Raw genomic sequence first — 14588 nt, 5'->3', positions numbered from 1 at the left:
ACAAGCCTTATGTGTGAAAACAGGCATTCCGCTTTTATTGGAAATGCTCCGGTTCGATTTGGTTCGATGAGATGCAACAGGTTTCGGCAGGCAGATGGCGGTGGAAGGGATGGGCTGTGCCCGTCTCCGTTCTCCTGCATCTTGCCGTCGTTGCGATCTTCCTTTTCGAACTGCCCGAGCGGATAGTCGAACCGCAGGAGCCGGAGAGCATCAGCGTCGATCTGGTGCCGCCGCCCGAGGAGAAAAAGGCGGAAGAGGCGCCGCCACCGGGTGAAGAGAAGGCGAAAGAGGAAAAGCCGCAACCTCCGCCACCACCGCCGGCCCCACCGGCGGAAGAGGCAAAACCTTTGCCGCAGCCGCAGGCGACGTTGCCGGCCATCGCCATGAGGCCTGAGGAAATGCAGGCGGATCGCGAGGACAAGCCGGGAAAGGCGGAAGAAGCGGAAAAGACCGAGCCTTCCGAGGAGCCCGCAAGCCAGCCTGAAAAGGCGGCCGAGGAAAAGCCCGCGCCGCCCGCCGCCAACCGCGATCTTCAGGCTTCCGCCGCGCAGGGGGAAATCGCGGTTTCACCTATCAAGGAAGAATCGCAGCCGGATCAGCCGCCAGTGCCGCAGGCAAAGCCGGTTGAGGAAAAGCCTGCGGAGGTGGCGGAAGAGAAGCCCGCGAAACTTCCGGCGGCCAAAAGCTTATTGTCGTCTGCTGTGTTAACTCCAGCGCAGCGACGGCAGATTTTTGGCGATCTACCGCCCCGTCGTCGCATCGTGCAACTTTGTCAGGCGGAAGCATTGGCCCAAATAAGAGAGGTTTATACGGCCACCCGAGGCATGTACGGCTTTTCCGACACCGGTGGACGCATATCCGGCAATCTACTTGACGCTACCGGAGGTGCATTCAACGTCGGCGACGTCTGGCGCGATGTCACGTTTCAATGTGAGGTGGATGTCGAGAATTACGCGGTGACGGCCTTCAGATTTAAAATAGGTGATGTCATTACGGCGGCTGAAGCAAAGAAACGAGGTTTCACGGGGCGGTAGCAGACCATTTGTCCCTCGCGAGGGTAAGTGAAACAAAGGTTCCATTCGTCGATTCCATCCCTTCTCCCTCATTCCTGTGCTTGTCACAGGAATCCAGCCGGCGCGCGTCCGCGCGGCGAAGAACGTCCTTTCAGCCCAAGGACTTGGGCTGGCTGGATCTCTGTGACAAGCACAGAGATGAGGGAGGGAAGTGCGCTGCAAAACGGCCTCCCTATACACCAGCCGGGAAGCATCGTGTCGTACTCCATGTGGCTGCAAGGGGTGCGTGCTTAGAGAGCTACCTCACACCCGCTCCGTATCACCCACCAGTAGCCCAATGCCCGCCATCAGCGCATCCTCATCATAGGGCTTGCGGATAACCGGCACATTGCCGAATTCATCCGGCACCATGCTGCCATCCGCATAGCCGGTGGCGAAGAGGAACGGGACGCCGCGGCGGTGAAGTTCTCTCGCGACCGGGATCGAGGTGTCTGAGCCGAGATTGATGTCGAGAATGGCCACGTCAGGCACGTAGCTCTTCAGTTTTTCAAGTGCCATTGCCGACGAGGTCGCCGTTTCGATGGTCTTGATGCCGTTATCCTCCAGCATGTTCTCGACATCCATGGCGATCAGCATCTGATCTTCAACGAGTAATACTTTCAACGGCTCCTCCCGGTTATAGCGTCTGGGCTGTGGTGCGGTTTCATCCTCGGTTTGCGCGCTGGATGCGACCGTCGCCGATGAGACGTGACGGGCGGGCAGGAAAATTTCCGCCTCCAGCCCATCAGGCAAATAACGCATTGTGCTGCGCCCGCCGAGATCGTAGGGGATGCTGCGGCTGATGAGCGCCGTGCCGAAACCGGCGCGCGACGGGGTGGGCAGTTTGGTGGGCAGGATTTCGCGCCACCCAATCTCGCAATCGCGGTTTTCGCTGATCTGCCAGCGCACATGCAATTGCCCGCCATTTTGCGAAAGCGCGCCGTATTTGGCGGCATTCGTCGCCAGTTCATGCAGAACCAGCGCCATCACCGAGAAGGCGCGTGAATCGAGCGTGACCTGAGGCCCCTCAAGTTTCACCGTCGTTTCCGGCGAGCGATGGGGCGACAATTCGGCGTCCAGAAGATCGCGAAGCGCGCCGCCGCCTTCACCGCGTATGATCTGGTCATGAGCAAAGGACAGAGCCTGAATGCGGCCCTTCAGCGCGGTGACATATTCCTGCAGGGTCTTGCCCTCCTGCGAGGGATTGCCGACCAGCGATTTGATGATGGCCAGAACATTCTTGACGCGGTGGTTGAGTTCCTCGTTCAGCATGCGCTGGCGCACTTCGGCGCGTTCCCTTTCGCCCGCCATCAGCTCGCTGTGATGGAATGCGACCTCGACCAGCGCAATTCTGGCGGCTTCGGCGATTTCCCGGTCGGCTTCCGACCAGGGCTGCGCCTGCAGACGCACCGTCTCTTTCCAGATCGCAAAGCTTTTGCGCGGCGTGAGACGATCCCCCATCGGGCCGGTCTCATAGGATTTTTCCGGATTGCCGGCCCAGTTCAGGTTCTGCACGATCTCCTTGCGGAAAAACAGGAGATAGTCGTTCTTTACCTGCGAGAGCGGAATGGCGAGCATTCCGGCCGCGGTGCCGGCGTAGATTTCCGCTTCCGGTATGGCCTGTGACAGCGCATGGGTCGCCCAGACCTTGCCTTCGGAAGCCGAGGCGACGAAACGCGCCAGCCTTGGAATGGCGTCATGCGGCGGCGTTGCGCCATGGCAGTGCCAGTTGTTTCCCACCCACAGGCCAACGCCGTCACACGGCATCAGATCGGCAAAATCCTGGAAACTGTCGATCAGCAGTTCTTCAATATTGGCGTGATGCGCGGCAAGCCGCAGGAAACGGTCGAGCGCGGCATGGGCGTGGTTGACGGTATCGAGCCTGCGCTTCTGTTTCAGGACCTGCAGATGCATGGAGAAAAATTCCCCGAACATTTCCGCGGCGATCCGGACCGGCATGGTCAGCACGCGCGGGGAATAGTGATGACAGGCGATGAGGCCCCACAGAGCCCCGTCGACAATCACCGAAATGGACATGGAAGCGCCGACACCCATGTTGCGGAGATATTCGCAATGGATGGGCGAGACGCTGCGCAGATGCGCGAAGGACAGATCGAGCGGCTCGCCGGATGCATCGACGGCCGGCAGGACGGGAACGCGGGCGCCGCTGGCATCGGAGATAATGCGAAGCGTGTTCTTGAGATAGAGCGCACGGGCCTGCTGCGGGATGTCGCTGGCGGGGAAATATTGCCCGAGAAAGCTTTCCAGTTCCGGCTGCTTCGCCTCCGACACGACCTTGCCGGCGCCATCTTCCTCGAAACGGTAGATCATCACCCGGTCGTAACCGAGCGTCGCCTTTACCAGCCGCGTCGTTCTGGAAATCAGGCTTTCGAGGCTGTCCGCCTCGCGGATGCGGTCCACCATCTTGCGCGCCGTGCCGAGCGGCTGCGTTTCGCTGCCGGAGGGTTCGAATTCGATGATCGTTGTGGACTTGTAGCGGTGAAGCGAAATATCGAAGCTGCGGCCGTCGCTCATTTCCATGGCCGGCAGCATGGCGGGACGCGTGGTTCTGCCGGTGACGGTCAGCGCATTGCGAAGATCGTGGACGAGTTTTTTACCGAGCACGTCCTCGGCGGTTTTGCCATTGATATCGCCGTCAATGCCCAGCAGTTCGCGGCAGTTTTCGGAATGCCGCACCACCATGCGCATGGCGTTATCGCAGGCGATGAGACAGCCATGCGGTTGAATATAGCCTGGGATGTGGATGGGTTCGCGGTCGCAATTGGTCAGGTCGACTTGATAGTCACTGGGTGCCATGAATCAGTCTTTCGCACCCTGTGTCTGTCTGTGCCGAAGATAATCTGGTTGTCGTGAGATGGGAAAGCCTGAATAGTCCATTCTGATAGTGCCAACCCTTCCCCGATTTTTGCAACTGTGACGCCGGTTTTCCGTTGTGCTTTTATGAGCCGCCGTCATGCGATTGTCGTATCCGTGGTGTCATCGGATACAATTTGACATGTTGCAACGTTGGCAGCGTCGATTTTGTTCCAAATTATTTGAAGGAAAAATTGTGCCGCAGAAGAAGATGATCGTCCCCACCCATGGACAGGGCCTTTACGAGTTCACATCCGAGGCCAGGGCATTCGTCAATCATGCCGGGGTGGAGGAAGGCCTGCTGACAATCTTCGTCAGGCACACATCCTGCTCGCTGCTCATTCAGGAAAATGCCGATCCCGATGTGCGGCGTGATCTCACGGTGTTTTTCTCCCGGCTCGTGCCGCCTTCCGATGATCCTTCCATGCGCTGGATCATCCACACCCTTGAAGGCTCCGACGATATGCCCGCCCATATCAAATCGGCGCTGACCACGGTTTCCATCGGTGTGCCGATCAGCGACGGCAGGCTTGTGCTCGGCACCTGGCAGGGCCTTTATCTTTTCGAACATCGCGACCAGCCGCATCGGCGGGAAATCGTGCTGCATATCTCGCCGTGATGTCTGGATCCGGATTGATGTATTGCGCGTTAACCTCTCTGAACGCCTGCTGAACATTCGGTTCTGCTGATATTCAGACGGGCGGGTCTAGGGTCTCGTCAATCGCCGGGGGATGTTCCCCTGTCGGCAAAGAAACAAACGGAGTGAAGTTCATGTTCAGCACCTTTGCAAAAGCCGGCCTGGCTACCCTCATAGCCCTCGGTGGAATTTCCTTTACGGCGCCAGCGGCTTCCGCAGGCTCGGATGTCCAGTTCAGAGTTCAGGTTCAGGACGGCTATGGTCATCGTCCCGGCTGGGGCCGTCCGGACCGCCCGCGCCGCGGCTGCTCGGTTTCGCTTGCGGAAGAAAAGGCAAGCCGCATGGGTCTTCGCCGTGCCCGCGTGGTTGATGTATCGCCGCGCCGTGTCGTGGTGGCAGGCTTTGACCGTCGCGGCCGTGATCGCATCGTTTTCGCCAATGAGCGCGGTTGCCCGGTGATCCGGCGCTAACAGCGGCCAGTCTTATCGATCTGCTGATATCCCCGTCGGGCAGAACGATTAAAAAATGCCCCTCGCTTGTCCGGAAAGGCAGGCGAGGGGCATTTCGTTTTGCATCATGCCAATGGCTGAATTCAGGATGGGGAAGAGCGGCACAGGAGTGCCGCCCGCCGCCGATCTTACTGCTCGAGAGCGAAGGTGACGTTGACCACCACGCTGTAGCTGTTCTCACCCGACGCGATCGGCACGCTGTCGGCTTCCTTCATCATCGAAGCACGCATCACGCCCGCCGGTACCGGCATCGGGCGCTGCGAGTTTTCGCTGATCTGAATGACACGGCCAAGCTTCACGCCCGCCGCTTCCGTCAGCGTCTTCGCCTTGGCCAGCGCATCGGCGACGGCCTGCTTGCGGGCCTCGGTCACCGTCGCTTCGGGCTTGTCATTGGTGAAGGTGATGTCGCCGCCCTGGTTGATGCCGAGCTTGACGGAGGTATCGAGGATCGTGCCGAGCTTCTTGAGGTCGCGCACCCGCACGGTCAGGCCGTTGGATACCTGATAGCCGGTGATCTCGGGCGCAACATAGACGCCGTCCTTGGGTTCATAGTGCTTGTAGAGCGGCTGCACGGAGAAATTGCTGGTCTGCAGGTCGCGGTCTTCAATGGCGGCCTCTTTCAGCGCTTTCAGAACGTCGGCGAGCGCCTTGGAATTTTCGGTAAGAGCCGCAGCCGCGGTCTCCGCCTGCTTGACGACGCTGAAGGACAGGATCGCCATATCAGGGGCAATGGCCGCCTGGCCTTCACCGGAAACACTGATGGTGGCTTCGCGCGGGGAAGCCTCCTGCGCAGACACCTGGGCGGCAAGCGGCATCATGGCAGCTGCGGTCATTGCGGTGAGTGCGAAAAGGCGGGCCGTTTTTGTCTTCATGGTGTTTCCTCGTTGATTGAGTCCCTTTGAAGGGTATTGCCTTAGATTGTGTAGCTAATACGGCGGCGCTGTTTTGGGAAAGCATCAATGGCTTGTCGGGCTCAAAAAATTACGTTAGAGCGTGACCACCGGATTCGAACCATTGCGAAGCCGGTGTTTCGGATCGGTTTTCCGAAAGGGCCTGTAGCTCAATGGTTAGAGCCGGCGGCTCATAACCGCTTGGTTGGGAGTTCGAGTCTCTCCGGGCCCACCATTTTTCTCATATTTTAGACAAAATAGCGAGATTCCAGGCAGCGGATCCCTATTTCCATCGATCATTGCCCTCTTCTGGATTTTTTGTTCCATCCAACAAAAAATCCGACCAGCCGGTTAGGCTGATCGGATCATCAAGATTAAATTTTCGGCTATCGGGTCAGTTACAAACCCGCATACTCTCCGTATGCCAGCCGCCGTCATAGGAATTGGGAACGCGGCGGTCTTCGAACCAGCAGCGCGGCGGGGGCGGCGGTGGCGGTTCGTAGTAGCGGGGGCCGCCGTTGCCGTTGGCGATGGCGCCGCCGATCAGGCCGCCGATGACGCCTGCGGCGAGGCCGCCGGCAATCGCTGCGCCATCATTGTGGCGGCGATGTTCGCGGTAGGGCGGTGGGGGTGGCCCGCCACGGTCATAACCCCGGTCGTAGCGCGGGCGATAGGGATAGTCCTGCGCGGCAGCGGTGCCATAGGATGCAAAAATGCTGCCGGTGGCGACCAGCGCGGCAATAGTGGAAAGAATTATCTTTTTCATCGGGCGCTACTCCATAAGCCTGCTTCGGGAGATAGAGGCTCATTATGCCCGGATGATGGCACGGGACGGGTGAACGGCCTGTGAATATTTCATTTTCAAGCGGTTCATATTTTCCTGATTTCAGACTGCAGGGATCGCGGAAGATGCACGCTTTCCGCAATAAAAAAGCCCGGCGGACGGCCGGGCTTCTTGTCGAAATCCTTCGGTCGCGATCAGAACTTCACGCCGAGACCCACTTTCACAGTGTGCTGGTCGACATCGGTGTTGATACCGAAGATGTCCTTGTCGCTATAGTCGTTGTATCGATATTCCAGCCTGCCGAACACGTTGTCGGTGAAGGCATAGTCCAGACCCGCGCCGACGGTATAGCCGTTGAACGTGGTGCTGTCCTTGCCGGCTCCGGGCGTTTCGATGAAGCCGCGTGTCGCGGTCCAGCCAGCGGTGGCATAGAGCAGGGCGTGGTCGAAGGCATAGCCGACGCGGCCGCGAACGGAACCCTGCCAGTCGGTACCGATCTGCACGCCGGCATAGTCATTGTCGTTCCAGTTATAATCGACATCACCTTCGATGCCGAGCACCAGATTATTGTCGAACTGGTAATTGTAACCAACGAAGGCGCCGAGAATGCCGCCATCGAAATTATCCGAGGCGACCGGGCCGCCGGCCGAAAAATCGCCATTTGCCCAGCCCGCGCCGCCTTGAATACCAAGATAGGGGCCAGACCAGGTGAAGACCGGCAGGGTTTCCTGCGCGACCGGAGGTGCGGGCGTTTCGTAGACGGCATCCGCGGCCATTGCGGTGCTGGCCGACAGGGCCAGGAGTGACGTTACGATCAGCGTTTTCATCGTTTTTCTCCCTGAGCTGACTGACATCCATAGCATAGATTAGCTGCTTTTAATATGGGGCGGGGTTCGGCGGTTCCAAGAGGCGCTCATGTCCTCCCGGCCTTGCTGCCGTCTTGCCCCGGTTCGCGGCGTTTTATCGCCCCGCCATGCTGTTCTGATGCTGCGAACGCCTTCAGCCGCGTTTGGTTCCCTTTGGTGTTTCGTCAAAGGTTCGGAAAAGTGTTGGGCGGGTGTCACGCTTGGTTGTCTTGACAGCGGGGGACGCGACCATAGAGTTGTGGTTGACTACGGCGGGGCCGGTGCTTTGCGCTGCGCCAGAAGCGGCATAAGCTGCGGCTGAGAGTACACCGTCGCGACCTCCCGGTGAGGAGGATCGTTGCGGGCGGAAAGGGCATGGGAGGATGAGTTCACATGAGGCTTTATTTTAGCGGAGGAGGGACGACGTGATTGTCGGAGCCGTTCTCAGCGCCATTCTTCTCCTCACCCTCATTGCGTTTCCGCGGCATCTCAAATCCGTTGTCATCTGCCTGTTGCTGATCTGGACGACCACCGCCGCCTTTGTGATTTATGACTGGCGACGCGGCAACCAGCGGCTTGACCATATCGTCGCGACCGCCGGCTTCGACGCGGCCTGCCCGGATGCGGCATTGCCAATCCGCCTCAGCTTCCGCAACGACAACAATGTCGCGGTGCAGCGGCTGACCTATACGCTCGAAGGGTTCGAACCGGCCTTCCGCGCCTCGGTCACCTTCGATCCCTATCAGGTGAGCGAAAGACGGATCGAGGCCGGGGAGACGTTCGCGGCCTGCCGTTCCTTCAGGCTGCGCAACAATGAAAGGGTAGAGCCGCAACGTCTGGAATGGCGCGTTACCGTCATATCCGCAGAATTCGACTGAACGGTTCGACTGCTTCCGGCGATCACGGTATTTTGAGAATTTTCACTCCGGTGAGCGGCCGTCGTAAAACCCTTGCATCACAGTTGCTTCGGGCGGAAAGGTCAACTTCCATCGTCCGCGCCGGAACGGGTCGGGATGGTCGCTGACTTGTTTTCGTCCATTTGCGATGCCACTTCCCCCTTCATTCGATTGATGTCGCGGGTTGATGTTTTGCGTATTGTTTTGAAGTTTCTGAAAATAACGGCCATTGGCCTTGTCGCCCTGCCGGTTCTGGCGGGTGCGCATATGGGCATCGGCCAGCTGACCGGAAATTTCCATGAAGTCATTCCCGGCGAACTCTATCGTTCGGCCCAGCCGAGCGGCAAGGACATCGCGGCCTATGCCAAGGCCTATGGCATCAAGACGATCATCAACCTGCGCGATGAAAAGCGTGAAGGCTGGTATGAAGCCGAAAGCCGCGCGGCGAAAAACAATGGCATCCGGCTTGTCGATTATCCGCTGAGTTCAAGCGAAAAGGTCTCGGTGGAGGATTCGGAAACGCTGGCGGCCGTGCTGCGCAATGCGGAAAAGCCTGTTCTCATCCACTGTGAACATGGCGCCAACCGCACCGGGCTTGCCTCCGCCATCTATGTGGCTGCTGTGGCCGGCAAGGGCGAGGCGGCAGCCGAGTTTCAGCTTTCGCCCTATTACGGGCATGTGCCGATCCCCGGAATCGGGCGTTATGAAATGTACCAGTCATGGGATGATTTCGAGGAAACCATCGGGTTTTGAGGGTTGCTTTATGCTCGACGTCATCCTCGGCCCTGTGCCGAGGATCCAACCACTTTGCGTCCGATACATAGGCCGCAGATGCTCGGGGCAAGCCCGAGCATGACGGCAGAGGGGCTATTGGCCGCAGAGCGCCTTAATAATCCCTGCCGCTTTCCTTGATCACCTTCGTCAGGCTGCCCGTCGCCGGGAAAAGCGGGATGAGGCAGGCCTGGAGCGCATGGTAGATATCGCCCTTGCCTGGGAATAGCGTGTGGGCGGGAACCAGATCTTCCGTCAGTTCCTCATGCCAGCCGCCATTGGCATGGTCGATGAAGTTGTTGGCGATGGTGCTCCAGATGCGACGATAGCTGTCTTCGTAGAAGCCATCCGCCGGCAGGTTCTCGTTGAGGAAATGGGCCGCACCCGCCGCCTCGGACATGGGCCACCAGAGCTTTGCCCGCTTGTCGGGATTGTCATTCCAGTCCAGCGTATAAAAGAAGCCGCCCTTTTCCCGGTCCCAGCCCAGCGCCATGGACTGCACGAAGAGGGATTTGGCCGCGACCGGCATCCAGTCGTGGCGGCGTTCGCCCAGTATCCACAATTGCAGGATGAGACGCGCCCATTCCAGCCAGTGGCCGGGGGTGGAGCCGGAGGGGCGGAACATTTCGTTGCCGCGATAGTCCTTGTCCAGCGTCCAGTTGTCGTCGAAATGCTCGGGCACGCGGAAATCCAGCTCGCCGGCGCGGCGACGGATGACGAGATCGGCGATGCGTTCGGCCTTGCTGAGATAGTTATTGTCGCCGGTCACCTCATAGGCGGCCATCAGCGCTTCGGTGAGGTGCATATTGGAGTTCTGGCCGCGATAATTGTCGATGGGCGACCAGTCGCGATTGAATTCCTCGGCGATGGCGCCATGTTTTTCTTCCCAGAAACGACTTTCCAGCACTTCGGTAATATCAGCCAACATCGGGTCGGCCAGCGGGTGGCCGACGGTCTTGGCGGAAGAGGCGGCCAGAAGCACGAAGGCATGGCCATAACCCTGCTTGGTGGCGTCCACTGGGCCGGCATCGTTCACCTGCCAGAAATAACCGCCATGTTCGCCATCGCGGTGCTTGTTCCAGAGATAGGTCATGCCGTGATCGACGATATCGCCGCAGCCCGGCCGGCCGAGCAGGTGGCCGATGGAGAAGCAATGCACCATGCGCGCAGAGGCATGGATGCCGCGCACGGGATCGTTTGCCTGCAGCGGCGCGCCCTTGGCGTCGAGATCGAAGAAACCGCCGGCGGGATTGAGGGCGCGATACTGGAAGAAGTCGAAAAGTCCCTCGGCCTGTTTCACCAGCCACTGGCGGTGCCAGGGCAGGGTATTCCAGTTGCGGCTGTTGTGATCGTCTTCGGGCATTGCGTCCTCCATGCGTTTGCTGCTTCGGCTTATATCCTTGCCGTATAAACCTGTCATCTGTCAGCGATATTTCGTAACGTGACGCAACGACGCAAAGCCATGCCTGTCCCTTAAAGATATATTGACATAAACATATCTTTATGTGACTTGACGACTTGCGATCTTGCAAATCGAAATGAGGAGTGTGCCCGTGTTTGACGATCTGTTTGGCCCTGAAGGGGCAAAGCGCGACGGCGCGGAAATTTTCAAGGCGCTGCGCGAGGCTGCCAGCGAACGCATCCTCATTCTCGACGGTGCCATGGGCACGCAGATCCAGGGTCTGGGTTTTGACGAAGACCATTTTCGCGGCGACCGTTTCATCGGCTGCGCCTGTCACCAGAAGGGCAATAACGACCTTCTGATCCTGACCCAGCCCGACGCCATCGAAGAAATTCACTACCGCTACGCCATGGCGGGTGCGGATATTCTCGAGACCAACACGTTTTCGTCCACACGCATCGCGCAGGCCGATTACGAGATGGAAAATGCGGTCTACGATCTAAACCGCGAAGGGGCGCAGATTGTCCGCCGCGCCGCCCAGCGCGCCGAGCGGGAAGACGGCCGCCGCCGTTTCGTGGCCGGCGCCATCGGCCCGACCAACCGCACGGCCTCTATTTCGCCTGACGTGAACAATCCCGGTTACCGCGCCGTCACCTTCGACGATCTGCGCATCGCCTATGGCGAGCAGATCGACGGCCTGATCGACGGCGGTGCCGATATCATCCTCATCGAGACGATTTTCGATACGCTGAACGCCAAGGCGGCGATATTCGCCTGCGAGGAGCGTTTCGAGGCCAAGGGCATCCGCCTGCCGGTGATGATCTCAGGCACGATTACCGACCTCTCCGGCCGCACGCTTTCCGGTCAGACGCCTTCGGCGTTCTGGAATTCGGTGCGTCACGCCAACCCCTTCACCATCGGCCTGAACTGTGCGCTTGGTGCGGATGCGATGCGTCCGCATCTGCAGGAACTGTCTGACGTCGCCGATACCTTCGTCTGCGCCTATCCCAATGCCGGCCTGCCGAACGAATTCGGTCAGTATGACGAAACGCCTGAGATGATGGCGCGGCAGGTGGAAGGCTTCGTGCGCGACGGTCTCGTCAACATCGTCGGCGGCTGCTGCGGTTCGACGCCCGAGCATATCCGGGCGATTGCCGAAGCGGTCAAGGATTACAAGCCGCGCCCGATTCCCGAGCACAAGCCCTTCATGTCGCTTTCCGGCCTTGAGCCCTTCGTGCTGACCAAGGACATTCCCTTCGTCAATGTCGGCGAACGCACCAACGTCACCGGCTCGGCCAAGTTCCGTAAGCTCATCACCGCTGGCGACTATACGGCGGCTCTCGCCGTTGCCCGTGACCAGGTGGAAAACGGTGCACAGATCATCGACATCAACATGGATGAAGGCCTGATCGATTCCGAAAAGGCGATGGTGGAGTTTTTGAACCTCATCGCCGCCGAGCCTGACATCGCCCGCGTGCCTGTCATGATCGATAGCTCGAAGTTCGAGATCATCGAAGCCGGCCTGAAATGCGTTCAGGGCAAGCCCATCGTCAACTCGATTTCGCTGAAGGAAGGCGAGGAGAAGTTTCTCCAGCAGGCGCGGCTCGTTCACAATTACGGTGCGGCGGTCGTCGTCATGGCCTTTGACGAGGTCGGGCAGGCCGACACCTATCAGCGCAAGGTGGAAATCTGCTCGCGCGCCTACAAGCTGCTGACCGAAAAGGCCGGCCTGTCGCCTGAGGACATCATCTTCGATCCGAACGTTTTTGCGGTGGCGACGGGTATCGAAGAGCACAATAATTACGGCGTTGATTTCATCGAGGCCACCAAGACCATCCGCGAAACCATGCCGCTCACGCATATTTCCGGCGGTGTTTCCAACCTGTCCTTCTCCTTCCGCGGCAACGAGCCGGTGCGTGAGGCGATGCATGCCGTGTTCCTCTACCACGCCATTCAGGTCGGCATGGATATGGGCATCGTCAATGCCGGGCAGCTTGCGGTTTACGACAATATCGATGCGGAACTGCGCGAGGCCTGCGAGGACGTGGTGCTGAACCGCCGCGACGACGCGACGGAGCGTCTGCTCGAGGTGGCTGAGCGTTTCCGCGGCACAGGCGCCAAGGACACCAAGGTGCAGGACCTCTCCTGGCGCGAACTTCCCGTCGAGAAGCGTCTGGAACATGCGCTGGTCAACGGTATCACCGATTTCATCGAGGCCGATACGGAAGAGGCGCGCCAGAAGGCGGAGCGTCCGCTGCACGTCATCGAAGGGCCGCTGATGGCCGGCATGAATGTGGTCGGCGACCTCTTCGGTTCGGGCAAGATGTTCCTGCCGCAGGTGGTGAAATCCGCCCGCGTGATGAAGCAGGCCGTGGCCGTGCTGCTTCCTTACATGGAAGAGGAAAAACGCCTCAATGGCGGGTCTGAGCGCAGTGCTGCCGGCAAGGTGCTGATGGCGACCGTGAAGGGCGACGTGCACGATATCGGCAAGAACATCGTTGGTGTCGTTCTCGCCTGCAACAATTACGAGATCATTGATCTCGGCGTGATGGTGCCGACGACGAAAATCCTTGAAACGGCTATTGCCGAAAAGGTTGACGTGATCGGCCTTTCGGGCCTCATCACGCCATCGCTGGATGAGATGGTGCATGTGGCGGCTGAAATGGAGCGGCAGGGTTTCGACATTCCGCTGTTGATCGGCGGTGCAACGACGAGCCGCGTGCATACGGCCGTGAAAATTCATCCGCGCTACGAGCAGGGTCAGGCGATCTACGTCACCGATGCTTCGCGCGCGGTCGGCGTCGTGTCGGCACTTCTCTCCGCCGAGCAGAAGCCCGCTTATATCGATGGCATTCGCAGCGAATATGCCAAGGTGGCGGAGGCCCATGCTCGCAACGAGCGCGAAAAGCTGCGCCTGCCGCTTTCCCGTGCCCGGGAGAATGCCCACAAGATCGACTGGTCGAGCTATAGCGCCGTCAAGCCGCAATTCTTCGGCACCAAGGTGTTCGAAACCTACGATCTTGAGGAGCTTTCCCGTTACATCGACTGGACGCCGTTCTTCCAGACCTGGGAGTTAAAGGGCCGTTTCCCGGCGATCCTCGAGGATGAAAAGCAGGGTGAAGCGGCGCGTCAGCTTTATAGCGATGCGCAGGCCATGCTGAAGAAGATCATCGAAGAGAACTGGTTCCGTCCGCGCGCGGTAATCGGGTTCTGGCCCGCCAATGCGGTGGGCGACGATATCAGGCTGTTCACGGATGAGAGCCGCAAGGAAGAGCTTGCGACCTTCTTCACGCTGCGCCAGCAGCTTTCCAAGCGCGACGGTCGTCCCAATGTGGCGCTGTCCGACTTCGTGGCGCCTGTCGATAGCGGCGTTGCCGATTATGTCGGTGGTTTCGTGGTGACGGCGGGTATCGAGGAAGTGGCGATTGCCGAACGTTTCGAGCGGGCGAATGACGATTATTCGTCCATCCTCGTCAAGGCGCTGGCCGACCGCTTTGCGGAAGCTTTTGCCGAGCGCATGCATGAGCGCGTCCGCAAGGAGTTCTGGGGTTATGCGCCGAACGAAGCGTTTGCCGGCGACGAGCTGATCGGCGAGGCCTATGCCGGTATCCGCCCCGCGCCCGGTTATCCGGCCCAGCCCGATCACACCGAAAAGAAGACGCTGTTTGCCCTGCTCGACGCCACCAATGCGGCGGGCGTGGAACTGACGGAGAGCTATGCCATGTGGCCCGGCTCGTCGGTGTCAGGCCTCTATATCGGCCACCCCGAGAGCTATTATTTCGGCGTCGCCAAGGTGGAGCGCGACCAGGTGCTGGATTATGCCCGCCGCAAGGATATGCCGGTGGAAGAGGTGGAGCGCTGGCTGGGGCCTGTTCTCAACTACGTGCCGACGAATGCTGCCGAGGAAATCGACAGCGCTGCGTGAGGT

The 14588-nt window shown here is 59.4% G+C and carries 11 protein-coding genes and 1 tRNA gene; 7 read left to right on the top strand and 5 right to left on the bottom strand.

The window, feature by feature from the left end; all coding sequences use genetic code 11:
- The first annotated feature begins 116 nt into the window (after positions 1–116).
- Entirely contained in the window at positions 117–1034 is a 918-nt protein-coding gene (locus MRBLRC7O_RS09060; RefSeq protein WP_060725258.1) for a DUF930 domain-containing protein, read from the top strand.
- Between the two features lie 282 nt (positions 1035–1316).
- Here MRBLRC7O_RS09060 and MRBLRC7O_RS09055 read toward each other — a convergent pair whose 3' ends face one another.
- Positions 1317–3869, bottom strand: a complete 2553-nt coding sequence (locus MRBLRC7O_RS09055) for an HWE histidine kinase domain-containing protein (protein ID WP_004430460.1) — start codon at positions 3867–3869, stop codon at positions 1317–1319.
- 253 nt (positions 3870–4122) lie between these two features.
- On the opposite strand from MRBLRC7O_RS09055, the gene MRBLRC7O_RS09050 reads away from it, so the two are divergent.
- The gene (locus MRBLRC7O_RS09050) at positions 4123–4545 is read left to right on the top strand and encodes a secondary thiamine-phosphate synthase enzyme YjbQ (protein ID WP_004430462.1); all 423 of its coding nucleotides are present in this window, start codon (positions 4123–4125) and stop codon (positions 4543–4545) included.
- Between the two features lie 152 nt (positions 4546–4697).
- Positions 4698–5033, top strand: a complete 336-nt coding sequence (locus MRBLRC7O_RS09045; protein WP_004430463.1) for a hypothetical protein — start codon at positions 4698–4700, stop codon at positions 5031–5033.
- A gap of 167 nt (positions 5034–5200) precedes the next feature.
- On the opposite strand, the gene MRBLRC7O_RS09040 is transcribed toward MRBLRC7O_RS09045, so the two are convergent.
- Positions 5201–5944 carry an SIMPL domain-containing protein gene (locus MRBLRC7O_RS09040; RefSeq protein WP_004430464.1) on the bottom strand — a complete coding sequence of 248 codons (744 nt, stop codon included), beginning with the start codon at positions 5942–5944 and terminating at the stop codon, positions 5201–5203.
- A gap of 177 nt (positions 5945–6121) precedes the next feature.
- On the opposite strand from MRBLRC7O_RS09040, the gene MRBLRC7O_RS09035 reads away from it, so the two are divergent.
- Positions 6122–6197: transfer RNA gene (locus MRBLRC7O_RS09035), tRNA-Ile, on the top strand.
- 159 nt (positions 6198–6356) lie between these two features.
- On the opposite strand, the gene MRBLRC7O_RS09030 is transcribed toward MRBLRC7O_RS09035, so the two are convergent.
- Together MRBLRC7O_RS09030 and MRBLRC7O_RS09025 are read right to left on the bottom strand one after the other, a co-directional pair.
- Positions 6357–6728: a hypothetical protein gene (locus MRBLRC7O_RS09030; protein ID WP_004430631.1), complete on the bottom strand. Its 372-nt coding sequence runs from the start codon at positions 6726–6728 to the stop codon at positions 6357–6359.
- A gap of 212 nt (positions 6729–6940) precedes the next feature.
- The gene (locus tag MRBLRC7O_RS09025) at positions 6941–7573 is read right to left on the bottom strand and encodes an outer membrane protein (protein ID WP_004430633.1); all 633 of its coding nucleotides are present in this window, start codon (positions 7571–7573) and stop codon (positions 6941–6943) included.
- Positions 7574–8016: 443 nt separating this feature from the next.
- Between MRBLRC7O_RS09025 and MRBLRC7O_RS09020 the strand changes: the two genes are divergently transcribed.
- Together MRBLRC7O_RS09020 and MRBLRC7O_RS09015 are read left to right on the top strand one after the other, a co-directional pair.
- Positions 8017–8469 (top strand): hypothetical protein, encoded by a 453-nt coding sequence (locus MRBLRC7O_RS09020; RefSeq protein ID WP_080866314.1) that lies wholly within the window; start codon positions 8017–8019, stop codon positions 8467–8469.
- A 210-nt stretch (positions 8470–8679) separates the two neighbouring features.
- Entirely contained in the window at positions 8680–9240 is a 561-nt protein-coding gene (locus MRBLRC7O_RS09015; RefSeq protein ID WP_035212709.1) for a dual specificity protein phosphatase family protein, read from the top strand.
- A gap of 133 nt (positions 9241–9373) precedes the next feature.
- Here the strand turns inward: MRBLRC7O_RS09015 and MRBLRC7O_RS09010 are convergent, their stop codons facing one another.
- Positions 9374–10633: an AGE family epimerase/isomerase gene (locus tag MRBLRC7O_RS09010; protein ID WP_162690290.1), complete on the bottom strand. Its 1260-nt coding sequence runs from the start codon at positions 10631–10633 to the stop codon at positions 9374–9376.
- 178 nt (positions 10634–10811) lie between these two features.
- Between MRBLRC7O_RS09010 and metH the strand changes: the two genes are divergently transcribed.
- Positions 10812–14585 carry a methionine synthase gene (gene metH / locus MRBLRC7O_RS09005; RefSeq protein WP_065695171.1) on the top strand — a complete coding sequence of 1258 codons (3774 nt, stop codon included), beginning with the start codon at positions 10812–10814 and terminating at the stop codon, positions 14583–14585.
- Positions 14586–14588: the final 3 nt, after the last annotated feature.

Source organism: Agrobacterium radiobacter (assembly GCF_040801995.1).
Taxonomy (GTDB): Bacteria; Pseudomonadota; Alphaproteobacteria; order Rhizobiales; family Rhizobiaceae; genus Agrobacterium; species Agrobacterium radiobacter.
This window is presented reverse-complemented; position numbering and strand designations above follow the sequence as displayed.

What these genes read in the sequence shown, in the direction of transcription:
- MRBLRC7O_RS09055 (WP_004430460.1), bottom strand. Translation starts at nt 3,869, where the DNA reads ATGGCACCCAGTGACTATCAAGTCGACCTGACCAATTGCGACCGCGAA.
- MRBLRC7O_RS09045 (WP_004430463.1), top strand. Translation starts at nt 4,698, where the DNA reads ATGTTCAGCACCTTTGCAAAAGCCGGCCTGGCTACCCTCATAGCCCTC.
- MRBLRC7O_RS09040 (WP_004430464.1), bottom strand. Translation starts at nt 5,944, where the DNA reads ATGAAGACAAAAACGGCCCGCCTTTTCGCACTCACCGCAATGACCGCA.
- MRBLRC7O_RS09030 (WP_004430631.1), bottom strand. Translation starts at nt 6,728, where the DNA reads ATGAAAAAGATAATTCTTTCCACTATTGCCGCGCTGGTCGCCACCGGC.
- MRBLRC7O_RS09025 (WP_004430633.1), bottom strand. Translation starts at nt 7,573, where the DNA reads ATGAAAACGCTGATCGTAACGTCACTCCTGGCCCTGTCGGCCAGCACC.
- MRBLRC7O_RS09010 (WP_162690290.1), bottom strand. Translation starts at nt 10,633, where the DNA reads ATGGAGGACGCAATGCCCGAAGACGATCACAACAGCCGCAACTGGAAT.